We start from the raw sequence: 23,917 nt of genomic DNA on the forward strand, positions 1-23,917 counted from the left end.
CACCCTCTGTAACGCCAATAGGAGCAAGCAAATGCGGAAATTGACCCCAAAGAACTTGACCGCGGCGCTTGCCGTCGCCGTGAGCTTCGCCCTGCCGGCCGCTGCTCAGGATGCGTCCGGGCCTATCCTGTTCACGAACGTCAATGTCTTTGACGGCGTGAACGAGGCCCTGATCGAAAACGCCAATGTCATGGTGACGGACAACCTGATCACCGCCGTGTCGACCGAACCGCTTGCTGTCGCGGGGGGCAGGGAGATTGACGGCGGCGGGCGTACGCTGATGCCTGGCCTGACAGACTGCCATTGGCACAGCATGGCGGCCAATATAAGTGGCGACGTGTTCGCGGCTGATGTGGGCAAGCTGAACCTTGTGGCGGCCCTTGGGGCGGAAAAGACGCTTATGCGGGGCTTCACCTCGATCAGGGACATGGGCGGCAATGTCTTCGATCTAAAGTCGGTGATCGACGAGGGTATGTACGCTGGTCCCCGGATTTACGCTGCGGGTGCGATGATCTCCCAAACGTCGGGCCATGCAGATTTCCGTAAACCGATTGATATACCTCAGAGCTATTCAAGGGATCTTACCCCGCAGGAAGGGATGGGTTCGGTCGCCATCGCAGACGGCAAGGCACAAGTCCTGCAGCGCGTGCGCGAGAACCTGATGCGGGGGGCGGCCTTCATCAAGCTGATGGGGGGCGGCGGGGTCGCCTCGCCCTCGGATCCGCTGGACGTCTCGCAATACACCGTCGAGGAAATCGCGGCGGCGGTCGAAGTGGCGCAGAACTGGGGCACCTACGTGACGGTTCACTCCTACACCGCAAAGGCGATCCAGAACGCGATCCGCGGCGGTGTCCGGAATGTCGAGCATGGCCAGATGATTGACGAGGAAACCGCCCAACTGATGAAGGAGACGAATACTTCGATCTGCCTGCAGCCCTTCTATGACGACGAGGATGCGATCCCGCTCCCTGCCGGCTCGTTTCAGGAAGAAAAGTACCAGGCCATGATCTCTGGAACTGATACAGCCTTCGCGTTAGCGCAGAAATACGACCTGCTCTTCGGGTTCGGTACTGACTCTCAGGGCATGCCCGCACTCGCCGCGCGTCAGGGGGCGCAGTTGGCGAAGCTCTCCCGCTACTACGAGCCTTGGGAAGTGCTGAAGATTGCGACCAGCCAGAATTACGAGATCTTCAAGCGTTCCGGGCCGCGCGATCCCTATCCCGGTGACAACGGTGTGGTTCGGGAGGGTGCCTATGCCGACCTGCTTCTGGTCGACGGCAATCCGCTCGAGAACATCGACTTGATCGCCGACCCGGACAAGAACTTCGTCATTATCATGAAGGACGGCGTGATCTACAAGAATACCATCGAGTGAGCTCTGCTGCAGGCGTTTTACAGAAGCGCCTGCAGCGATTTCTTGAACATACTGAGGGCGAGAAAGGCGGGAAAGGGCAAATTCAACCTCTTTTGGTGTAGAGTTTGCAATCTAAACCGCTGGTAATTATCGAAAACGCAACAAGAAATCAGGGCAGTTTGAAACCATCAACTTTCTTCTCAGAGACAGGAAACGAACTCGATGAGAAAACTGAACCTCGGAAATCTGACGGCGGCGCTCGCCGTCGCTGTGAGCTTCGCCCTGCCGGCCGCTGCTCAAGACGCCTCGGGCCCGATCCTGTTAACAAACGTCAATGTCTTTGACGGCGTGAACGAGGCCCTTATCGAAAACGCCAATGTCGTGGTCACGGACAACCTGATCACCGCCATTTCGACGGAACCGCTCGCAGTTGCAGGGGGCACGGTGATCGACGGTGGCGGCAGAACCATGATCCCGGGCATGATCGACGTGCATTGGCACACCTACTTGGCCAATATGACGGTGGGACACCTTCTGAACTCCGCCGATATGTCCGACATTGCGATTACCGGATTGCTGGGCAGCGAACAGGTGCTGATGCGCGGCTTCACGACAGTCCGCGACATTGGCGGAAACCCGTTCGCGGTAAAGAAGGCCATCGATGCCGGGCAATTCCCCGGCCCCCGCATGTTGGTGGCCGGACCGCCGCTGGGTCAAACCGGGGGCCACTTTGATCTGTATCCCTACAATGATGTTCCGCGTCAGCCGTCCGACTCCCTGTCTTACCTGGAGCGCAACGGGGTGGTCGCGATTGCGGACGGTGTTCCGGATGTAACGCGCAAGGCGCGCGAAATCCTGCGTATGGGCGCTCACCACATCAAGATCGCAGCCGGTGGCGGCGTGACCTCGATCTATGATCCGCTGGACGTCACCCAGTACTCTCTTGAGGAGATGCAGGCAATCGTCGGAGTGGCGGAGAACTGGAACACCTATGTCGCCGCGCACATCTTTACGGACAAGGCCATCCAGAGGGCGATCAAGGCCGGGGTCAAGACGATCGAACACGGCAATCTCATCATGGAGGAAGAGACCCTCCAGATGATGAAGGACAACGGCGTCTGGCTGAGCGCGCAGCCGCTCATCGACGACGAGGACAGGCTGGTGTTCGACAATCCCGCGAGCACGGCGAAGTGGATCGTAGCCACCGATGGAACCGGCAGGAACTACGAGGCGGCCAAGAAGATGGGCGTCAAGATCGCCTTCGGCACCGATATGCTGTTCGATCCTGCGGCCGCAGCGAGGCAGGGCAAGATGGTGACCAAGCTGAAGAACTGGTTCACCCCTTACGAGGCGCTCAAGATGGTGACATCGGACAACGCCGAGTTGCTGATGCTGAGCGGCCCGCGCCACCCCTATCAGGAAGGCCCGCTCGGCGTGATCGCTGAGGGCGCCTATGCCGATCTGATCCTGGTCGACGGCAATCCGCTGGAAAACCTCGACCTCGTCGGCGACGCCGAAGCCAACTTCGACCTGATCATGAAAGACGGCGTCATCTACAAGAATACGCTTCAGTGAAAACCTCCGTCCGTCGCGAAAGCGCGGCGGGCGGCTGCACATCCAAGATGCGACACACATAAAACGCTAGCCAGCCTTGGAAACCCATGACTGCATTGAGCATTCAAAACCTTGCCTACCGTTGGCCGCGAGCGGAGCACGACACTCTGCAAATTGAAAAACTGTCCCTTGAAACGGGCGAAAGCGTTTTCCTTTACGGCCCCAGCGGTTGCGGCAAGTCGACCTTGCTGTCAGCAATCGCCGGTGTCATCGATATCCCGAAGGGTGTTCTCCATGTGAACGAGCAGGATTTATCGTCTCTGCATGGTGGCGCCCGGGATCGATTTCGGGTCGACCACATCGGACTGATCTTTCAAGTGTTCAACCTCATTCCCTGGCTGAGCGCGCTTGAAAATGTCCTATTGCCTTGCACCTATTCGCAGCGTCGCCGCGAACGTGCCGGTGGCAAGTCCGTTGAGACCGCAAAAAGATTGCTGGACGAGTTGGGCCTCTCCACCCCTGCCCTCGCTTCGAAGAAGGCCAATGAACTGAGCGTCGGACAACAACAGCGGATCGCCGCCGCGCGTGCCTTGATCGGCAGGCCGGACCTGATCTTGGCTGATGAACCGACCTCTGCGTTAGACGAGACAGCAAAGGCTGCCTTCGTGGACCTGTTGACGCGGGAATGCGCGGCTGCGGGCTCCGCCTTGCTGTTCGTCAGCCATGACCGCAGCCTCGAACACCATTTTGACCGCAGTATCGATTTTCAGGACCTGAATCGGAGCGCTTTGCCATGATGAGGTTCAGCCTGTGCAGTTTGTGGAACCGCCGATTTGTCGCCGCTCTGACAATCCTGGCAATCGGGCTCAGTGTTGCGTTGATCCTGGGCGTCGAACGCCTGAGAGACAGCGCGCGCGACAGCTTCGCCAATTCCGCGTCAGGAATCGACATGATCGTGGCGCCGCGCGGCAATTCTGTTCAGATCCTGATGGCGACCGTTTTTGGCGTCGGCGGTACCGGAACAGGCATGACATGGGATAGCTTCGAGTGGATGGAAGATCGGCCCGAGGTCGCCTGGGCGGTCCCGATCCAGATGGGGGACAATCACCGCGGCTATCCGGTGATTGGTACGGATGCGGCCTATTTCGAGCATTTCCGACACTCCGGCGGGCAGTCTCTCTCATTAGCGGCTGGCACGTTCTTCACCGGGGATGGGGCGGATGCTGCGGTGGTGGGGGCCGAGGTCGCGGCCCGGTTCGATTACGCCCCCGGTGGGGTGATCGTGAATGCCCATGGCTCCGGTGAGGTCTCGTTCGATCTCCACGACGAAGCCCCCTTCACCATTTCAGGTGTCTTGGCGCCAACAGGTACCGCCGTCGACCAGATGGTCTTTGTCACGCTCGAAGGGTTCGATACCCTGCATGCGCAAGAAGATGCGCCACTGATCGACCCGCTCGACCCAGCCGCCAAACCGGCTGACGGTCATGACGAGCATGAAGCGCACGACGACCACGAAGATCATGGCGAACACGAAGGCACAGAGGCCGGACACTATCACGAACCGGACCGGATCAATGCCGTCTATATCGGGCTGATCGATCGGACGAATGTCCTGGGTCTGCAGCGGGCCGTCAACGAACGCCGCTCCGACGCGCTGAGCGCGGTCCTCCCCGCTGTCGCGCTTGCCGAGCTCTGGGGGATCACCGGCACCGCGGAGCGCGCGATGCGGCTGATGGCGTGGGCCGTGGCTTTGGCAGGAATGATCGGCATGGTGGTCATGCTCTCCGCGACCCTCGACACCCGCCGCCGAGAATTCGCGATCCTGCGGTCTGTCGGCGCCACGCCGACTCGAATCTTTGCGCTGATCGTCACAGAAGCCGCCGTCCTCACCGCGGCGGGGCTGATCCTTGGCTTTGTTCTGCTCACGTTGGCCACGTTCGTGACCGACCCGATCCTGTCCGCCCACTTCGGCCTGCGATTGGGACTGAATGTCTTCGGCGCGCGCGAACTGGCCACCCTTTTGGCTATCTTCTGCGCCGGGCTCATTGCCTCGCTCATCCCGGCAATTCGGGTCTATCGCATGACGCTGGCCGACGGGCTGTCGGTTCGGCTATGACAAATCAAAGGGACTGCTCCATGATCATGTTCGCCCGTCTCGTCTTGATACTCTCGCTTGCCCTTCCTCCGGCGCTCGCACAGGCGGCTGACCCTCAGGACATCTCCTGGGATATGCTCGCCCCTCCAGCCGCAGTGATCGAGAACCCGTTCGAGAACCTCACCGACGATCAGATGGACACCCTTCGCCGTATTCTGCGATTCGAGGCCCTGGCCGAGCAGAGCTATGAGGCCTCGTTCACCACCGAGGCGCAAGCGTTACGCGAACAATTGGCCGAGGACGGCATCGATGTCGACGGGTTGTTCGCCGCGCGCCTCGCGATCATGGAAAAACGCGAAGCGGCGGCCTCGGCGGTAAACGAGGCACTTATCGGCAGCAGCATCCGGATGCCGGGCTATGTTCTGCCCTTGGAGTTCAAGGACCGGAAGGTCGTCGAATTTCTGCTGGTGCCGACGGTCGGCGCCTGCATCCACACCCCGCCACCCCCCGCCAACCAGATCGTCCACGTCGTGTATCCGGAAGGTATCGAGGTCAACGGCCTCTTCACGCCTGTCTGGGTGACAGGAACCATGGTCGCCCAAAGCTCGGTTCAGGACGTTGGGTATGTCGACGGACAGGCCCCAGTTTCCGTAAGCTACATGATGCGGCCGGTGCTCGTGGAGAAATACGGTGGCTGACGTTTGGCTCAGCAGGCAACATTTTGTCTGGGCCTCAAGCCTCCGGGGCTTATACATGAGAGGCCGGAGCATGGTAGATGCTCCGGCCTCTTTGTTCATTGAGTATGCCTTACCTCGATGGCGGCGTACGAAGTGGTGAGCCCTTCCGGGGATGAACTTCACGTTCGCAAAAAGCAAAACCCTTCGTGCGCAGAGGCTTCGTCGAACCGTTGAGAGAGCTTCGCGCTCGCGTATAAGGGAGACCAAGCCATGCTTATGCTAATCGTTTTGTCGGCATCGACATATCAAAATCCTCATTTGACGTTTGCGTTTTGCCAGATGAAGAGCATGCTGTTGATTTTCACCGAGAACTGACCCGGTAGAGCCTGGTTTTTTCACTGAGAACTGGCTCTGACGCACTTTTGCTGGTGTTTAGCTCTTAGGATGCGCCAATCAATCGCGCCTGGAGGAGATCGAGTTTTGCTCGCCCGTACATTTGGCGCTTGATGAGCTTCAGGCGCGTGATCTGTCCTTCCGTTTGCCCATTCGACCAAGGAGAGATAATGGCGTTTCGGACGGCGTCGATATCCTTTTCGACGCCATTTGCGAAGGATCCGACTAAGCTGTTCTTGGCTGCTTCAAGCCAGTCATCAAGCCTGCGTGCTGTCTTCGAACGGATCATGGATTGGAAGTCGCCAATGGCGTCGCGTGCGGCCACCAGTTCCGGAACACTCATTTCAATCGCCGCCACCAGGACTGCCTCGGACTTCGCCAAATCATCGCGTGCGGCAGTCATCAACCGAGCGATAACCCTTGCCGACGGCGTTCGGGCAAGTCCGCTCTGGTTGGCCTTCTCTGCCAACCGCCGGCGCTGCGCCCATTGTGAGACGACACCGCTTTGCCCTGGAAAGCCCTTCTCCCGCATCTCGCGCCAGAGAGCCAAGGCGTTTCGAGCCCCTTCGTCCCAGCGGCTGTTAAGCCACGGCAGCCAGCTATCGAGCGAGCTGGGCCGTGTACGAAAGACATCAAGGCGCTGGCCTCTTAATACGTCGCGGACAAGCTTCCGGCTATGACCGGTTTGCCGCACGATCTGCCGAATTGGGGTGCCCTTTTTCGAAAGCTCGCGGATCGCTTCATTCGTTTCCTGACGGCGCACATAACCCTCGTACTGCAACTTTTCCGCATAAGTCAAAAGCTCGGGGTCAACGACATTGCTGCCGACCGCTTGCCTGATCTGTCGCATAGACCTGCCGACAGCATCGAGAAAGGCTCGGCTGGAATTCTCCATCAGATGCCAACGGTCGGCGACCTGCTCCGCATCAGGCAGGGCCCTCGCGATGGCCTCGCCGTAGCCACCGCCCCGGTCGCGAGCGACGATTGATATCGACTGATGTTGGGCCAGCCACGATCGAGACGTATCCAACGCACGATCCGGCAAGAGAGTAACAGGCCTCCGCCGCTCCAGGTCGCAAACGATTGTTCCGTAGGTCTGGCCACGTCGAAAGGCAAAGTCATCAATGCCTATGACAAAGAGGTCATCGCTGTAATCGGCAATACGTCGGCGAACCACCCGCAGCAGTGTGTCGTTGCTCACTGGCATCATGAGGCGATTAGCAAAGACGGCGGCCGGTCTGCCGCCGAGTGCCAGGCCGAGATGGTGGACGATTGTTTCCAGCCGTTGGGTACGCCGACCATAGCGAGCCAATACACTGCCATCGAACTGCTCGCAGAAGATGCGCCGACCGCATAGGACGGCATCGCACCAGAACCGGCGCGCGACTATTACCAATTGTACACGCCGACCGGAAAGCGGAAGATCAGCAGGTCGGCGTACATATCGGCTTTGAACTCTTCGGCTCACTCGCCCGCAGTCCGGACATGTTCCCGAAGGTTCGCGCGACCGCAACTGGATTAGAACGCTATCCGCTACAAACTTCACTTCATCTACTGAAAAGCCGTCAGGCGCGAGGCTCGCGCGCGGAATTCGATGTCGCATAAGCTGATCCTCCAGTGAATCAGCAAAAGCCTGCCTGCCAACAACAGCAAATGTGAGTCAGAGCCAGTTCTCGGTGAAAATCAACAGGCTCGTGCTTTTGTGCGCTCCCAAGCCAGACGCAAGGCGTTGGCGGAGATCGGGAACACATGACCGGTTGAAGTCGGACAATCCTCAAGCACCGCTAGGGCTGACTTGGAGAGTGGTATCGTTCTGGGATCTCCATTCTTTGTTTCCCGGATCTTTGCGGTTCGATTGTCCTTGTCTATGTCCGCCCAGGTCAGTTTGAGGATTTCCCCTCGGCGCATTCCTGTCGCCAGGGCAAACTGAATGACTGGTTTGACAAACTTGTTGCGGCACTTGTCAGCGGCAGTCAGAAGAGCCTGGAGTTCCTTGGGAGAGAGCCTCCGCTCACGTGCCTTGCCGTCAGAGGGAACCTGGATGTTATGGACCGGGTTTTCCTTGAGAGGTGCGTCCCATTCCTTGCGAGCGACCTCCAGACAGTGGCGCAGGATAACAAGCTCCCGCCTGACGCTTGAAGGGCTCACAACGCGAAGCCGTTCGTCACGGTAACGCGCAATGGCGGAAGAGGTGAGTTTGCTGATCGGGATCCGCGCGATGTCATGCTGCAGCAGTGTCTTGAGCCTGTACCTTTCGGCCACCTCGCCGCGCTTCCTGGGGGTGATTTCCTTCCGATAGCGAAAAAGCAGGTCAGACAGGGGTGGGGATTTTTGTGCACGTGGCATTATCCCAAAGTCTTCCCGGTCCAGGGCAACTTCTGTCTGTTTTGCCCAGAGCTCTGCGTCGGCTCTCTTGAGGAATGATTTTGTAATGGGCGCGTGGCCCTGACGGCGGACCTGGGCTTGCCAGCTCTGTCCGCGTTTTCGAATGGAAGCCATTCTCGTCTCCGTCACTGTGACACCAGTGTGACAGACCGATCTGAGTTGGCTTTCGAAGGTATCGAGTGATCTTCCAAGTGATTGAAACTACTTGGTAAATCATGGCGCACCCGACAGGATTCGAACCTGTGACCTCTGCCTTCGGAGGGAAGATGGCAATTTAGGATTCCTTCTTTAAAATCAAAGCGTTATCTCGCATCTGCTGCAAGACCTGTACGCGTCCTGTACGAAGAGCGTCCATTATCTTCTGCTCTTCGTTCTCCGAGTGACCGTATGTATCGAAGAGCAACTTCACGTCTTTCCAACGGCCCAGCTTTGCCACTGTGTGAGGGTCGATCCCGTGTCGATTGAGCATTTCCGTAGCAAAGCCGTGTCGGCCCGCCGCATGCGGCATGCGGTGGTCTATGCCCGCAGCATCGCAAATGCGTTTCCAAGGCTTGTAGATGCTGCTGCGAGAGGCGTAGCCAAACACGAGCAGTGGGCGTTTCTGGTTTGGATCACCAGTTTTTCTCGGACGACGTGGTTTCAGCGTGGCCAACTCTTTCGCCAGCTCTTCAGACAGCGTAACTGGAGTCTCGCCATAGCCCTTCGCGGACGGCATTTTCACGCGACGGTTCTCTAGGTTCAGATGATCTGGTGTGAGTGCCAGTGTTTGGCTAATCCGCGCTGCTGTCTCGAACATGAACTGCGCCATCAGACCAAAACGCAAATCGCTGTGCTCTTTGAATAAAAAAATCCAGAGCCAATCTCCGGGCACCTTTTCGACATTGCTTTGTTTGCCGCGCAGGACGTCCTGCTTTTCGCTTTCCATGTTCGAGTAAGCCTTGATCTTTATCGGCTGGCATTTCCCAAGGTCATGTGCGTTATTGACTACCGCGCGAACCGGCCCAATAACCTGCTTGCGCCATGTGCTCGTCGAGTTGCCCGGCGAGATTGCCGGACCCAGCTCGCGCACCATTTTTGGTGTGATTTCATTGACCGGTTTGTTCTCCAGGTAGGGCATGAGCTTCAACAGGTAGCCGGCATATTCCGGGGTCGGATTATAAAGCTCAACGGCGTCAGAAAACAGAAATGGCCTTTCTTCTTCAGGGAGGTCCGAGGCGTAATAGGCTCTGATCTGTTGCTGCTTGAACCAGGCTAGGTACGTTTCTGCGTCAGCTTTTCGAGCCTTTCCCGTGCTCTTACGGATGTACTTACAGTCCGGGATCTCGTCGATACGGCCGCGGATGTGCCATACATCGGTGTCTTTGCGCTTGATGAGTTCGAGGGGCATTGCTCTATCTGACTGAGAATGAGTTCGATGTGATCGGGGTGAAGCAGCATGGGGCGCGTGCAGGTGTAAAATGCGCCCAACCTGCGGGCCTTGGCCGTCAACTGGCGAGCAGAAATCCGAATGCCCTTCTCAGCGAAGATGGACACCCATTCCACGGCCGTTTTTGCCTCGGTCAAAGCCTTGGGAAGAGTTGTCGATTCAATCACAAGGACGACCGTTTATCGACCAGACTGAGGCGAACTGGGCGCATGACGGGATGCGCAGGCCAGGTCTTCCATTCGATGCCGGATGCATCGCACGATTTCGCTGTTCAACGAAGAGGCGTTCTTCTGGGTTTCCAATTCCAGAAACCGCTTGGTCTCAAGAGGCAGGCGCAGGAGGACTTTCGGCCAGTTTTGTTTATTCATTTCACACACTCCGAATTAGTATCATTGTGATATTTGTCGGCGCACCATATGCCAAAAAGATCTCATTGTGCTAGTATTTTCTGCATAGCACTTTGCGAGTATCAACAGGCCATGACGAGCCAGACCAAAGCCAAAGACAAAGATCAATTTGTCGTCCGCCTGCCAGACGGCATGCGCGATCAAATCGCCGAGGCCGCAAAACTCAGCAATCGCTCCATGAACGCTGAAATCGTTGCGCGGCTAGAGGAGACGTTTTTGTCCAGCGTTTCCGTCAGGTACAAATGGGCGCTTGCGCAAATCAATGACGCGGTCCATGCGAAAATATCTGTCTCGAAAATCGCTGAGGCTGTTTCGGAAGAGACGGCGGAGCAATTAGAACGAGTCTTTGGAGGGAGCGCCTATCCACCTTTTGAGCTTTCCGACCGTGTTGCCAAATATCTGAATGTGCGGCCGGACTGGCTCAAGCATGGCGAAGGGCACCCTTTTGAAGTGCATGACCTGTACTCTTATGGGGTGAAACTAGCGGAAACGCTCGCGAAGCAGCGCCCGAAAAAAATTGCGTTTATCCGGAGCATGGCGAGGGAAGGCAACGTGGCTATTGTCACGATGCATGATGGTTTCGTCTGCCAAACTTTCAAAACGACGTTGAATCTGAGCGAAGTAGTCGGCGGCTCGGGCGAATATGATCAAGCCCGTTTTTCAAATACATGCCGAAAGCTGAGTTCGGACTATAGGCAGTTAGACTCGTCAGGGTATCTCTTGGAGGCAGAGCCATTTGTTCAGCTCACACATGGAGAACTGAACCCTCTTCTTGCAGTCAAGCAGGCCCGGTCGTCATCTTGGTTCTCAGATTGGTGGCAACCGTCCAGCTTTGAAAACCAGGCAAACGACTTTGGTTATTGGGCTGGCTACCAGGAGCTGTGCAAAAGGGTCTATCACAAAATCGAACTCAACGATGAATTGCGATCGGAGCGTGACACAATTTTGAATGACTAGCTGCTTCGGGTGGCCTGACTAGGCCCAAAATCATTCGAATGCGTCAACGCGTTCGCGGCAGAGCCTGAGCATTTGCTCGGCCTTGGCGGTAATGTCTTGGTCTATGCCGGGAACATCCGGAATAATGACGGCATCAATGCCAGCACGAAGCCTAGTAAGGACGGCGTCTATCGCCTGGTTTGCCGCACTGGCGGTCAAGCCGGCTATCGCCGCCGTCCTGAGGAAATCAGCGCGACGCAGGCGATTGTCTTTGCCGTTGATCTTCAGTGCCATGCGATCATGTTCGAGGCCAGGAAAGACGACCGTGGTGACGGCGTCATAGAGCGGTGCTACGCGCACGGTTTCGAAACTGCTTGTATCCGGCTGGGCTACCTTGAGCAGCGCAAGGTTCTTGAGGTGCATGTCTCCATCGGCAACGAGCCAGGCAAACAAGGCGCGCTTGAGCAAGAGCAGCAGATCGGCTTCGGGCTCGGATGAGAGCGGGCGCACTGCTCGCGCGATACGCTCGATCGTGCCGTCATATTTCGCTTCAGGAGGCAGATCGAGAACTGAACACAAATCTTCAAGCGCTATTCGCCGCTTGTCGTCAGGGGACGTGCGAATGTCGAAGCGCTCGACAATCAGCGCAGGCGGCATCCCGTCCGGCATGGCAACCAGCGCCGTCGAGGGGGTGTCGAGTCCGGCGTGGCGACCGAGCGCCATGGCGAGAAATTCGATCACCGGCAGTGCTTGGAAGCCGCTTGTCCCGGCGGGCTTGAGTATGTGCGTAAATGGCAGCCCGGTACTGGGAACGAGCTTCCCGTCCTCACCGAGGAACATCGGTGCCTTGATCTGCACTCCGGACAGACGCGGTGTGTCGGCGCTGGCGTAAAGGCGCGCGAGCTTCTCTTCGAAGCTGTGCTCGATGTCCCCACGGCTTGGTCCTGCATAGGTGCCGGTGAAGATGCCGTCTGTTTTGAAATCGTTCAGACGACAGGTGAGAATGTCTGCTGGCAAGGCGTCAAGATCGGCAGCCTTGGTGCTGATAGTGATATTCGACATATAGCGCTTGCCCGAGCGCAGAACGGCGCGTTCGTCGTTTTCCTGCAGAACGCGCTCCAGCCAGCCTTCAGGCAGAAGAGAGAGAATGAAAGGCGGTAGCTGGCCGGGAACGCGCTGCTGGATCAGCGGCAGATCGAATCCCTCGTCCGGTTTCCAGCGCCATTCAAAGCCGTCGTACAAGAGATGCCCGATATGTGTTCCGTGCCAGGCAACGATGAAATCGAGTGCCGCTTCGTTGCGGATCTCAATTTTTGCGCCGGTATGAAGAAGATAGCGTTCTGCTTGCTCGCCCTCGCGATACCACTGGTTTTCACGGGCCAGCGCCCATAGCGCATCCGCTGCAGCTTTGGGGGTGCCGTACTCGTCCACCAGTCGGCGTGCGATGTCGGCACGCATTGCTTCATCGATTGAAGCGGCATGCTCACTACGCAGGCGAAAGCCTTCGAGAAATCGCTGACGAACGGACGAAACATTGGCGTGGAATTCCCCCATGCCATCATCGATGATGGCGGTGGCAACAGCCGGGTGTTCGGGGGCCACGTTCTGGATGATTTCCAGGGTTCTGATACGTGTCCGCTGACTGCGCGGACCGCTTATGAAGAGCCGTCCATCGCGCGTCGGCGCGAGCAGGACAGCGCTGGCAGCGGAGAGATAAGCGCGAGGATAGAGGTAGCGGGCAATCCGGATGGAATGCCGAAGCACATCGACGTCCGCATCGGCGCCGGCATCGACGTAGATGCCGCGCATGAGTTGCACAATCTTGCCGGTTTCGGCCTGATAGTGTGCGCGACTTCTGTCGAGATTCTCGCCAACGAGATAGAGCAATCTTCTAACTTTCGCGTATTCGACCTACGAGAAAGTTAGGATTTTCCGCCTCAAATGTCAAAGAATTCTGACTTTCGCGTATTTAATATACGTAAAAGTTTGAATCTCGCCCAAATTGTGTCACCGCTACTGCCGCCGGAACCGCCTATTGACCTTTCGAACCTGCAGTTCCGCTTTTTCGGAAACCGCAATCGAACCGGATTGCTAGTCCTTTGAGCGAGGGTCGTCTCTGAAGCCGACCGCACCGGTTCTGTGCTTCGGGCCTACGAACTTATGCGTATGCGTTAGAGGTGAGGCTACCGGCCAGCTCATGTCTTTATGCAGCGCGGGTGTTTCATCGAATTAGCATGTTCCAGTTGTTGCGCTGACGCTTGAAGTGTGTGTCGGCTTCGATCTTGAACTGTGCGTCTATCTGGCGTACATTATGCATGAACTTACCCTTCGAACCACGCAAGCAAAGGAGGTGACTATGTTGGGAGCAACGGATCTCGCATCTTCTCGGCAAGAGAAGAGCGACGCCAGGCTGAACATCCGCACGAAAGCCTCGATAAAGGCGGCCATTGAAAAGGCCGCTGAACTTTCCGGCATGGATCTCAGCACATTTACGACCAATGCAGCATTGCTGCGTGCCCAGGATGTGATTGCAGCGCACGAACGGACGGTGCTGGCGCCGGTCGATCATGCCGCGTTCTTTGACGCGCTTGAACGCCCGGCCGCACCGACAGAAAAGCTGTTGGCCGCCGCAAAGCTGCACAAGGAGATGGTTGCCGAAAGTGAGTGAAATATTGCGGCCTTTAAAATTTGAGCCGTTCGATCCGGAAAAACATGATCGAACGGCTTTTTCATGCGGCGTCGACCAGGTCGACAACTATTTCAAAAAAACAGCAAACAAGCTCCAGAAAGCGGGAAATGTTCGAGTGTCAGTGCTGCTCGGCGCGGACGATCAATTGCTGGGCTTCTACGCTGTTAACGCCCATTCAGTTGATTATGCCGAGTTGCCAAAAAAGTATGCTCGAACGCGGCCGAGTCACAGTTCAATCCCAGCTGCCTTTATTTCGATGATTGGCGTTGATCAGAGGTTCCAAGGGAACGGACTAGGCGGCATTTTGCTCGTTGATGCTTTGAAAAAACTCGCCCGTGCTTCCGAGACACTCGGCATTGCTGTGGTGCTCATGGATGTCCTGGACTGCGGAAACGAGGAGGCAACTAAACGGCGGTTAGCGCTATACACGGGCTATGGTTTCTCAAAGCTTGAAAACGCACCACTTCGCCTCTTTCTTCCCATACAGGACGCGCGGGCTTTGCTGATCTAATCAGGTCTCTGTCCTGAGCGACGCCAGGTCTATTCGGTCACTAATTTCAGAAATTGATTAGTGGCAGCCGCTAATAAACAAAATCGGCATTTTCTTTAATAAGGGTGAAGTGGTTCCCGTCTTTGAATTGCTCCATATGGCCTCATGAGCCGCCTCAGGCTACATAGCGCCCACAGGGCGGTCGTTCAGCGGTTCGAAATCAGATCTCCATAGCAGCTATTCGTTGCGAACTGATCTAAGGAACAAAATGGGCGGAGAGCGGTAGTTCGCTGCGGGCGCAGAAAACAAATAACAAAACTGGAAAAGTGGCCATTCGTATGTGAAATGGAATACAAGATCAAAGAATTTACGGGCCATGCACGGCCTACACGCTTGGCTCAGACACAGTTTCAGTTTCTGCCCTCGCTCCTACACAAAGCTCCAGTGCAGGTCGGATCGTTCGCGTTCTGTAACCGTGGCAGCGAAGTCCGGAGCACCGCTTTTCCATTCAGCGCACAACTCGTGGTACGGAGTGTTATAAAACGCCCTCAGCACAAAATTGAGGAATCTATGGGGAGTTAGCGCACCTATGACGGGTATCCGGCAATTTCGGTACTGCCCGACTGTAAAATGGGAAGCCGGATGGATGTAGTCTTCGAATGCGGCCAAATCGAAATCAAATCTGACAGGTGTTGTCACGATGTCCTTCATGACAACTTCGGCGAAGAGTATATCGTTCTCATAAACTTCGGGATCGTTTTGATACTCGAGTAGGTCTGGCGATGGATAAAACGAAAGCACGTGTTTGATCAGTTCACCCTTCCGAAAGCGGTACCGAAACTGCACTAATGCACCATCTATCAACCGCATGTTGAACGCCCGTTTTTCTCGAAGAACTTCGTATGTCTCAGAGTACGGTCTGTTTCGAAGCGCGACAGAGGCTTCTTCCAGACCAACAATCGACAGTTCGTCAATGGCACCTTCATCCGAGGGATAGGTTGCTTGCCGCGGAAAATTTGGTTCAACACACAGCCCCACTTCGATCATCTTTGATGTCAAGTCACGGATTTCTGATGCTACAGATTTTATATCTGCCATTACTGCGTGCCCAGCAGTTCACGAAGAGCCTGAAGGTCCCCTTCAGGTAGGTCATCAAGTTGGACATCCCCAGCTGCAAGTTGTTGAACCAAGGTAGATACAGTTTGCTTGGCCGATTTTACCTTTTGCTTTTCTTCAGCGGACATATCCCGATTGACCACACGAAGTCGCGCCCTGAGTTTCTCGTTTGGATAGACAAATTCCAGGCGATAATCGTTCTTTGCAATTGCTGCATATTCCCTAGTGAGGGCTTCCATATTTGCACCGTGCCCGACAACGCGCACCCAAGCCTTGCTTCGGGTCATAGCCGTAAAGAGTCTGTTCCTCACCTTGCCGATCTCACCAAACGAACTGTAGCAATCCTGAGCGTTGATAACGTAGACCATACCAGCCTCGTTACCCTTGGCACGGAAGATTCCGGTAAAGGCGACCGAACCTTCATCCGGCTTAAAGAAGACATCTCCTGATGTGTCCACGCCCGCGAGGTGCGAAGGGATTCCTTTGTCGAAGAGAATCTTCCTGATCCGCCCTACTTGTTTGGCTGTGCTGATGGGATCAGGGTTGATGACGATAATGTCTTCTGGGCGAAGCTCGTCCTCGGTCAAGTTCTTGATAATCTGATCCGCGACCCATTGGGCCTGCTCACCTTCACCATCAAAATGTTTAAAGAGAATGAGTTCATCGACTTTACCGGGATTTTCAAGAAACTCTGGGCTTGCTGATTTCGTCCGACTCAGCGTTACACTGTGGTCGTCTTCAAGTTGACCAGCAAGAACCTCATAGCCAACATCGGTCCAAAGCTCTGCACGATCAAACATCTGGGTTAGTCCAGTGCCCAGCTTCTTGTCGGGTTCACGATATATGCCAAACCCCAGTGCATGCGCCGATGCCAACACCGGACGAGAGTTACGATAGCACTTGTCCAAGATGATATCTTGGCTGGCTACGGAACCATCAAACGTGACGAGAGGCTTTCCTTGGGTGTCGACGCCAAAAATCTCCTCCGGTGCGGGCAGGCTTGCATCTGTCAACGACTGAAGTTCGTCGTAAGCATACACCAATCGCTTTTCAGCAGTCAGGGAATGGTAACACAACTGCAAGAATGATGGATCGAAGTCCTGCGCTTCATCGACAAGGATGGCATCGTACATTGGCGCGATTGTCTTCACCTCGGACATTGCCGATGATGTCGCACCAGCGAATGCTTTGTTGTAGCCATATCTGTTTTTGGCTTGCTGAAAATCTTGGTAAGTGGCTCCGTTTTCGACGCAGAACTGATAGTATATCCCTGTACGACTAGCTCCTCCTGGAGCGCCCCATGCGTTGATAACCTCGATGTTGTCATTCGGCTGTTCCCCCGTTTGTTCAACAACAAAGGTTTCAATCAGCCGCAGAAACTGTTCCTTCAGTGATCTGGTGTTGAACGTAACCGCAATTTTCCAATCGGGGTTCTGCGAATGGAGGTAAGCAGCCTTGAGAGCAAGGACGATGGTTTTTCCGGAACCGGCAAGACCCCGTATGCGTTGGACGCCCTCAACGGTCTCAATAACCGCCTTACTCTGCCGTGCATCTAGATTTGCTATTGAGTCTTCCAACGCTTGAAGGGCTGCACCATGGGAGTCTGCTCTCACATTGGTTCTACGGCGCCGGTTCCTGCGAATGGTTGATATTGACTGGATGACGGAGAGGACTGACTCGTACAAATGGGAATCGGCCCATTCAATAGATTTGATTGCATCAACGATATTAGTGTCATTCACCAGTCGGTGAGCGTCCTCATCTTCGTCCGTGTCTAGCAGGGGCGCGTAGGTGAGCGTCTCTGGTATGGCCAGCAGTCTTCTGCCTTTGCGCAGCACTTTGTGTTGCTTGAACTTTGCATCCAATAAACTGGCAATATCGTCTTGGAGTTCGCCGAACGCCTCTGCGTCCTTCCCCTCGACAAGATTTATTGCAACCACTCCATGGTCCCTTGAGATCAAGAGCGCATCGATTGAAACAGACTCGTCCGATGACGACAGAACCGGGTACCCTACATAGAGGACCCCTTCCGAGCTTGCAAAGTTGTTCTCGAAAATCTCAACGAGCCTATCAGTTGAGACTGGCTTCCTTGCTGAACCCCTGATGATTTCCATTTGTTCGTCTTCCTGTAGTCAGCATCATCAACAATCGAGGCATCAACTTAATCGTAAGTTGGAAACCTAGAGGCGTTTTTTCGGCTCTATAAGCCCTTCGGGCATTTCTTGACAACGTCCAGCTTGTTGCGGCGGCGGAACCACCTCGGTGTATGGTACCGTTTAGTCAATGGCGGCAGGGCTGTCGACCAAGGTCTGCTTCAAGAACGGACCGGTACAGAGAAAAACACCTAGCCAATAGCGGCTATGGGCCGGAATCGCCACCACATCCAGCGCCGATGAATGTCAGCTAAGCACGATCGGAGCACGTAAACCGTCAGTCCCCTTCCGGCTCGGAGCTGATGGGCCGTTCCTGGCGTAACCTGCCAGTCAGCAAAGCGGCCCCTTTTCGGTCATTCACGTCAGTTGAGATGTCGCACGTTACCGGCCTTTAGCTTGACGGTCTGGCGCATACAACTGACACTTCGCGCGAACAGGAAGCCTTTGTGAGGGCAATTTGCGCGATCAAGACTTTAAAGCACAGCTCCTTCCACTCCTCGAGTGCGCTATGGAAGAGTATCCGCACATTTCACGCCTGCGATCGATCGCAGACAGCGATGCGGAAACGTTTGCGAAGTGCGAGCCCGGCTTCGGCGCGCTTGGAAACGCACTTCTTAAGGTCGAAGAACTGAGCACCTTCCGGCAAGGAAATCTACAGTATCTGGCGAATTCAGCCACTTCGACGTCCATGTGGGACTTAGCCTATTGGCTAATCGAACTGGCGACTCTAACGCAAAATCCCGAAGCCGCTTTGGAGGATCTTTTTACCTACACTGAGACACAGAAAATAACAGTGCACCACGTTCAGCCCCTCGCGGGCGTATTCCCGGAAGGTCCGCAGGAACCGCAGAACTTCCCCAATGGTGTCATTCTGCGTCAAGCTGATGGAATTCCCAATATCCGCCTTGCCAGACGCCTTACTCAAGAGCGGGTTGGCCTTCCGATGCCTATATGTTGCTATGCACTTACCAAAGAGCACCGCTACACTGCTCCGCAACTTGACGGGGAAACAATTAAAAATGACCATGTGTTGGGGTCCTTGATAGACACTCGGCAGTCGGCACAACACCTTGAAGACGCTGCTCTGTGTCTCAGTCTCAGTACTGACGTAAAGAACGGCGTGTTTGGAATCTGCCGTACTTTCGTACCAGATCTACATACTCCTTTTGCCGCGAGTCTTGTTTCCTGGGAGTTGCTACCCTCCGCACAACCTGCATCAGGATTTCCTCTTGGACAGCCGGAGATCACTGAAGGCATCAGGCTAACCGCTCTCCTTGATCGTTTGCCCGGTGCTGACGCAGCGCGCATACGTGTTCCAATGAGACACCTGAACCTGTTCGGCGCTCACCTGTCCAGTGTCGAAAAGGCGCTACACTTGCGCGTGGCACTGGAAACAACGTTCTTGGATAAGGATAACAGAACTGAACTAAATGATCGTGTTGGCCTACGTGCAGCAATTGTTGTCGGAACGGGCCTCGAAGAGCGAATAAGCATCAAGAAAACGATAAAGGATGCATACAATGCTGCGTCCACAGCCGTGCATCAGGGCATCATGGAGGAAAAGAACTTCAAAAAGCTCCCGCCTGCAGCGGAGATCTGTCAGAAAGCTCTTTGGGGCTTTCTGGAGCATGATGGCTTGCCCAAGGACAAGGATTGGTTCCAGATCGAAACAGAGGGGTTTGCGCCGCGGCAACATCGGGGCTGAATACTAACTTTCACCGCGCTCTGGCCGACTGGCAAATCAGGGCGGAAAACTGGCCTCAAACGTTGTCAGCGCGATCGGCCGGTCCTCTGGCTTTCTCGACCGCCATGCTGCTGATTAGCCTGATGAATGCCGGGCGGGAAATCCAACCATTTGATCCTGTAAACGTCCAATAGCGAGTCCAAAGGCATGCCGCTCGATCACTTCGTCAGCCAAGTGCATCTGAAGAATTGGTACGACGCAAAGCTCGGCAAGCGGATGCACGCCATCCGTAAGACAGACCTGAAAAGATACCAATGCGATTCCGCCAGTCAATGTCGTGTCGAGGATGGAAATACCAACAAGTACTTGCAGGATCAGAGGGCGGTCGAAGAGTTCCTGAAAACCATCGAGGGACAATACAACGTCTCTGTCGATGAGCTCCGTCAAGGCAAGCCTACCGGGGAGGCAATCTACGCAATTTCGGGCTTCGTCAGTTATGTGATGAGTTGCTCACCTGCAGCCATGCGCATAAATACCCCCATGTTTGCGGGCAGTGTCCAGATGATGGCCGGAATGCTTGATCGCCGAGGTGATCTTGCAGCGGTTCCTGCTGAACTCGGTGGAGGGACGATTGGTGAAATGATCGCTGACGGTCGAGTTGTCGTGAATGTCGACCCAAAATATCCGCAGGCCGTTGGCATTGGAACTATCATGGACCGGGTGTCATCGTTCGGAAATTTTGCCTGGGACATACTCGTCAACACCCATGAGGATACGCCGTTCTTCACATCGGATTACCCCATCGCTAACGAGGACACCGACGATCCGCGAATTCTGAACCGCATCGTCCCTTTGGCTCCCAACTTGGCCATCCGGATCAGACCGCATCTTCGCACCAATCGAGCGAAAGGGTTTGAATTTCGGGATTTTCGGTCGTCGATGATGAACTTACGGCGCAGTGAAGTCGTCGATATAAATCGACGATTAATCCGGTCGGCGGAAACTGTGGTGTTCTATTCAAAATATTTGGAATGGATTCCCGACTTCGTGAAGAAGAACCGAAATTTCCGCGTGGAAGGGTGGAACGAGAACTTCGACACCGGGAGAGGAATACTTCAGCTATCAAGACAAAACACACGTCCGTATAACTATGGTGCGGGAGAAAACACATGAATGAGATCAACGTCCGCTTAGGCGGCTATTTGCTTGAGGTGCGTAAGCAAGAAACCATCCAATGAGACAGTGCGCAGTCTGCAAAGTGAATGGCAGCTCTCCCCAAGTTCATTCCCGAAACCCGCCCGTCCCCTCCCGGCCCCAGTCTGGTCACTAAACTTTGAGGGCTACGACCAGAAACTTGTTGCCCAACCTAGCGTTCCATTTCGTTAGGGCGACCTGTCTTCATCGCCTTTTGCTGTAAACGCTGCTGAGTTCTCCCAATGTTGAGCAAAGCTCTTCCACCGATCTGCCGGAGGATTCCGGCGCACTGAGCAAGTCGAGCAAAGCCTCGTTGAAGGTCCGTTGCGAGCTGATGGACCTGTCGAGCAACGTCTCGAGCTCGGTCAGCCGTTCGTCCAGCAAGCCGGTCGAGCGCCTTTCCAAGTGCTCCAGCTGAGCGGTCGAATGTTCGAAGGCGTTGGTCAAGCGTTCGACCAAGCTCAGCAACCCGCGCTCGAGTGGCGTCAGGGATTGTTGGGAGGGCAGGTTTGGCGAGGGGAAATTGGTGTCTGTCATGGAGCTCTATTCCGTCGGCTGGCAGGAGAGTTTTCCGTCTATGTCCCGGCAACGCTCGTACGTGCCGGTTTTCGTGTCGAAGATCAGGATGGGAAAGTCCGTGTAGGTCGTCTGATTGAAGGCCGAGGTGATCAGCGCCCATCTGAGCTGATTGTTCAGGAACAGGACCCCGCCGAGCGTCAGACCGGCCGAGAGCAGGATTGCTGCTGACAGTTTCAGAAGGCGGTTCTTCGCGGCCAATCTCTTGTTTTGCTCCAGGCTGATTTTCAGCTGAAAGAGCTGCTGCGCGCTCTCTTTCAAGTGCCTGTCTAATGTCGCGTCCACCTGCCGCTGGTACGCTTGGAAATCGTTGTTCATTGTATTGCATGCGGCTTTCAACATGCGCCCGATATTCGTCACAGAGATCTGATAGGCTTCGAGTAGCGAGGCGTTCTGATCCTGGTGCGCCTGTTGTTCCTCCTGGTGCGCTTGCTCGATGCTCTCGCTGAGCCGCTCTCTGAGCGGTCTTCTCTCTGGTCCAGTCTGCATGGAAAATGTCTCCCTTGAGCCGCCAGCGGGTGTCGCTGTCCGGGTCCTTGACCGTGAGATAGGTTTTGCCCTGGCGGGGCAGTTCGAAGCCGGCGCCTTCGAGCGCGGCGACCATGTCGGGCCGGGATGAGATCCGGCCGGCGACGATCAGGTCTTCCAGCCAGTTCTGGATGTCCTCGCGGCCCTGGGCCCGCAGTTTCTTTTCCGGAAGCTGCTTGGTGTCCTGCGACCTGGCCGGATCTTGCGGATCGGCCCAGCCATGCTCCTTGTTGAGCATGTCACGCAAGGCATCCATCGCCTTCTGGTAGCCAGGCGGGGCAATGTTGAGGCTCTTGCCTGACGTGAGCTCCATGCGCGGCGTGCAGAAGTGTAGCTCCACCCTGCCTTCATGGCTGTGCCGGACCCAGAGCATGTCGACCTGGTCGGGTTCCAGACCGGCGAACGCAAGCTCGTCAAAGGCATCCATGACGGCCTGCTGCTGCTCTTCCGTCGGATGATCGTCTTTGTCGAAGCTGATCACGCCCGCCCGGTACGTCCAGGAGTGGGGGCAGGCATCGATCAGGGCCCGTGTGTGGTCCGGATTACCCGCCAGCACCTCTGGCAACGGATCGCGGCTCTTCATCAGCGGGACGCCAGCGTCATCGCGGATGAGATCGCGGTTGCCGTCGTAAGCGAGCACCTGCGGGGCGATCAGGTAATCGACCGGTGCCGCGCCGCCGCCCTTGCCACTGCGGAACAGTTTAATCAGCATGATCGGCGTCCCGCCGTTTGTGGCTGGCAAGGAGAGCCGCCATCTGGCGCTCGATGCCGATCAGCTCGGCAAGCAGCTGCAGGCCATCGATCTGGCGCATGTCGCCAGCCGCCTGGGCGGAGTTCACGGCGCGGGCGATCTGGTTCAGGTTGGTGCCGATGCGGCTGAGCGCCGTCACAAGCTGCGGATCGGCCTGCGGTGTGGCTCGGCGGCGAGGGGCTTTGATCTGCCCCAAGGCCCCGCGCAACAGCTCCGAGACGGAGACTTTGTCCGCGGCGGCCCGGCGCTTGAGATGTCTCTTTTCCTCCGTCGTACAGCGCATAACAACCGTCTCGGCGAGACGGGCCGTTTGCGGTCCGGAGGGGTTCGAAGGGGAGGCCTGCTGCCCCTCGCAAGGTCCCGTGTCGTATGACACGGGTCGCCTTGCTCTTGTCAGATCCGCCGCACTCATGCCGCTTGCCTATAGGCTGCTTGAGAAGCCGCTTCGTGTGCGATCGCTGGCAGTCTGTTCAGGAAATACGTCAGGCAATCTTGCTCTTTGTCCGAGCCATCTTCCGGTGGCCATCGACCAGGAAGCTGGTATCCGGACGAGCCGTTGACGCTGGTTGCGAGATTGAACCTCGCCAGGTCTGGCAGGGTCTTCTCTGCGAGCCAGGCGTTCCATTCATCGACCTGTCTGGTCTGGGCTGTTGGCAGGACGACGACGGGAATGGAACGGCGGGGAGCCTCATTCGCGCGCGCCTCACGCGCGTTAGGTTTTTTATTTTTTTCTTTCTCTAAGTTTGGTGGACAGATCTGACCGCCTTCGCCGGACACATCTGACCGCCTTTCGGGACATATCTGTCCGCCTTCAGACGGGGCAAGGGGGACAGATTTGTCCGTCTTTTCTCGAAGCTCGGAGGCCTTTAGGATCGAAGCGTCGGTAGGGCAATACTCCGTATTGTGCCCGACGCCATTCCCGCGTTGAACGCTGAGCCATCCGCCGAGTTCCAGATCTCGGATGGCGCGTTGGATGGATTTGACACTCTTGCCGGTTGCTTCGGCAATGGTCTTGTAGGACGGCCACGCCTTCTCGGTGTGGCCGTTCACATGTGCGGTCACGATATAGAGCGCGACGCACTTGGCATTGTCGTTGATATTGGCATCACAGCTCAGCAGACGCAGCCACTGAAGCTTCACTTCCCGGAACGGACGGCGCTCGCTCATGCGTGCCTCCTTGCCGGAAGGCAGGCTGGGCGCATGCATTTACAAACCCAACTTTCAGAGAAGCGCTGTACGGGATTTGTACGAGCACAGCTCGAAAATCGCCGGAAAACACCTGCAAAAATTTGCAGTGTCCGAGCCCTTCTTTTTGAGGGGTCTCTGTAAGTTGCTGAAATTGTTGTGATTTTTGGCGCACCCGACAGGATTCGAACCTGTGACCTCTGCCTTCGGAGGGCAGCGCTCTATCCAGCTGAGCTACGGGTGCTCATCGCGCGCGGGAGATGCGCGGCGGATAGAGGGGTCTGATACAAGATCCGGCGATCCGGGGCAATTGCTTTTTGATAT

Annotated in this window: 19 protein-coding genes and 1 tRNA gene; 10 read left to right on the forward strand and 10 right to left on the reverse strand. The window is 56.0% G+C overall.

Annotated elements, in window-relative coordinates; all coding sequences use genetic code 11:
- The first annotated feature begins 31 nt into the window (after positions 1–31).
- The 5 genes from SIAM614_RS13640 (at position 32) to SIAM614_RS13660 (ending at position 5,701) form a co-directional block, all read left to right on the forward strand.
- On the forward strand, positions 32–1,375 hold the full coding sequence (locus SIAM614_RS13640) for a metal-dependent hydrolase family protein (protein ID WP_006935348.1): 1,344 nt from the start codon (positions 32–34) through the stop codon (positions 1,373–1,375).
- 201 nt (positions 1,376–1,576) lie between these two features.
- Complete coding sequence (locus tag SIAM614_RS13645; protein ID WP_006935349.1) at positions 1,577–2,929, forward strand: metal-dependent hydrolase family protein; 1,353 nt, start codon at positions 1,577–1,579, stop codon at positions 2,927–2,929.
- Positions 2,930–3,015: 86 nt separating this feature from the next.
- Positions 3,016–3,705: an ABC transporter ATP-binding protein gene (locus SIAM614_RS13650; protein WP_040440199.1), complete on the forward strand. Its 690-nt coding sequence runs from the start codon at positions 3,016–3,018 to the stop codon at positions 3,703–3,705.
- Positions 3,702–5,024 (forward strand): ABC transporter permease, encoded by a 1,323-nt coding sequence (locus tag SIAM614_RS13655; protein ID WP_040440200.1) that lies wholly within the window; start codon positions 3,702–3,704, stop codon positions 5,022–5,024. The genes SIAM614_RS13650 and SIAM614_RS13655 overlap by 4 nt, the downstream gene beginning before the upstream one ends.
- 20 nt (positions 5,025–5,044) lie before the next feature.
- On the forward strand, positions 5,045–5,701 hold the full coding sequence (locus tag SIAM614_RS13660; protein ID WP_208983985.1) for a DUF3299 domain-containing protein: 657 nt from the start codon (positions 5,045–5,047) through the stop codon (positions 5,699–5,701).
- A gap of 418 nt (positions 5,702–6,119) precedes the next feature.
- On the opposite strand, the gene SIAM614_RS13665 is transcribed toward SIAM614_RS13660, so the two are convergent.
- From SIAM614_RS13665 to SIAM614_RS31205, 3 genes are all read right to left on the reverse strand, one after another.
- On the reverse strand, positions 6,120–7,676 hold the full coding sequence (locus tag SIAM614_RS13665) for an ISL3 family transposase (RefSeq protein ID WP_040440201.1): 1,557 nt from the start codon (positions 7,674–7,676) through the stop codon (positions 6,120–6,122).
- 80 nt (positions 7,677–7,756) lie between these two features.
- Positions 7,757–8,335: a tyrosine-type recombinase/integrase gene (locus tag SIAM614_RS13670; RefSeq protein WP_157139848.1), complete on the reverse strand. Its 579-nt coding sequence runs from the start codon at positions 8,333–8,335 to the stop codon at positions 7,757–7,759.
- Positions 8,336–8,732: 397 nt separating this feature from the next.
- Entirely contained in the window at positions 8,733–9,845 is a 1,113-nt protein-coding gene (locus SIAM614_RS31205) for a tyrosine-type recombinase/integrase (RefSeq protein ID WP_006935355.1), read from the reverse strand.
- Positions 9,846–10,363: 518 nt separating this feature from the next.
- Between SIAM614_RS31205 and SIAM614_RS33445 the strand changes: the two genes are divergently transcribed.
- Positions 10,364–11,248, forward strand: a complete 885-nt coding sequence (locus SIAM614_RS33445) for an Arc family DNA-binding protein (RefSeq protein WP_006935356.1) — start codon at positions 10,364–10,366, stop codon at positions 11,246–11,248.
- Positions 11,249–11,278: 30 nt separating this feature from the next.
- On the opposite strand, the gene SIAM614_RS13690 is transcribed toward SIAM614_RS33445, so the two are convergent.
- Positions 11,279–13,114: a type II toxin-antitoxin system HipA family toxin gene (locus SIAM614_RS13690; protein ID WP_006935357.1), complete on the reverse strand. Its 1,836-nt coding sequence runs from the start codon at positions 13,112–13,114 to the stop codon at positions 11,279–11,281.
- Between the two features lie 424 nt (positions 13,115–13,538).
- Between SIAM614_RS13690 and SIAM614_RS13695 the strand changes: the two genes are divergently transcribed.
- Positions 13,539–13,895: a type II toxin-antitoxin system TacA family antitoxin gene (locus SIAM614_RS13695; RefSeq protein WP_324293999.1), complete on the forward strand. Its 357-nt coding sequence runs from the start codon at positions 13,539–13,541 to the stop codon at positions 13,893–13,895.
- Positions 13,888–14,427, forward strand: coding sequence for an N-acetyltransferase (locus SIAM614_RS13700; RefSeq protein ID WP_040440204.1), 540 nt, complete (start codon positions 13,888–13,890; stop codon positions 14,425–14,427). The genes SIAM614_RS13695 and SIAM614_RS13700 overlap by 8 nt, the downstream gene beginning before the upstream one ends.
- Positions 14,428–14,835: 408 nt before the next feature.
- Here the strand turns inward: SIAM614_RS13700 and SIAM614_RS13705 are convergent, their stop codons facing one another.
- Positions 14,836–15,504: a DUF2290 domain-containing protein gene (locus SIAM614_RS13705; protein WP_006935360.1), complete on the reverse strand. Its 669-nt coding sequence runs from the start codon at positions 15,502–15,504 to the stop codon at positions 14,836–14,838.
- Positions 15,504–17,636 carry a DEAD/DEAH box helicase gene (locus tag SIAM614_RS13710; RefSeq protein WP_006935363.1) on the reverse strand — a complete coding sequence of 711 codons (2,133 nt, stop codon included), beginning with the start codon at positions 17,634–17,636 and terminating at the stop codon, positions 15,504–15,506. The genes SIAM614_RS13705 and SIAM614_RS13710 overlap by 1 nt, the downstream gene beginning before the upstream one ends.
- Positions 17,637–18,132: 496 nt before the next feature.
- Between SIAM614_RS13710 and SIAM614_RS13715 the strand changes: the two genes are divergently transcribed.
- A complete protein-coding gene (locus SIAM614_RS13715) occupies positions 18,133–19,380 on the forward strand; it encodes a hypothetical protein (RefSeq protein ID WP_040440206.1) in 1,248 nt (415 codons plus the stop codon).
- 186 nt (positions 19,381–19,566) lie between these two features.
- A complete protein-coding gene (locus SIAM614_RS13720; RefSeq protein ID WP_006935365.1) occupies positions 19,567–20,532 on the forward strand; it encodes a DUF4238 domain-containing protein in 966 nt (321 codons plus the stop codon).
- A 193-nt stretch (positions 20,533–20,725) separates the two neighbouring features.
- Here the strand turns inward: SIAM614_RS13720 and SIAM614_RS31210 are convergent, their stop codons facing one another.
- The 4 genes from SIAM614_RS31210 to SIAM614_RS13745 form a co-directional block, all read right to left on the reverse strand.
- The gene (locus tag SIAM614_RS31210) at positions 20,726–22,369 is read right to left on the reverse strand and encodes a relaxase/mobilization nuclease domain-containing protein (RefSeq protein ID WP_081455252.1); all 1,644 of its coding nucleotides are present in this window, start codon (positions 22,367–22,369) and stop codon (positions 20,726–20,728) included.
- Positions 22,359–22,691 (reverse strand): plasmid mobilization protein, encoded by a 333-nt coding sequence (locus tag SIAM614_RS13735; RefSeq protein WP_006935370.1) that lies wholly within the window; start codon positions 22,689–22,691, stop codon positions 22,359–22,361. Before SIAM614_RS13735 ends, SIAM614_RS31210 begins: the two co-directional genes overlap by 11 nt.
- Positions 22,692–22,816: 125 nt before the next feature.
- Complete coding sequence (locus SIAM614_RS13740) at positions 22,817–23,575, reverse strand: helix-turn-helix domain-containing protein (RefSeq protein ID WP_040440265.1); 759 nt, start codon at positions 23,573–23,575, stop codon at positions 22,817–22,819.
- 185 nt (positions 23,576–23,760) lie between these two features.
- A tRNA-Arg gene (locus tag SIAM614_RS13745) sits at positions 23,761–23,837 on the reverse strand.
- Positions 23,838–23,917: the final 80 nt, after the last annotated feature.

This window comes from Roseibium aggregatum IAM 12614 (genome assembly GCF_000168975.1).
GTDB classification, from domain to species: Bacteria; Pseudomonadota; Alphaproteobacteria; order Rhizobiales; family Stappiaceae; genus Roseibium; species Roseibium aggregatum.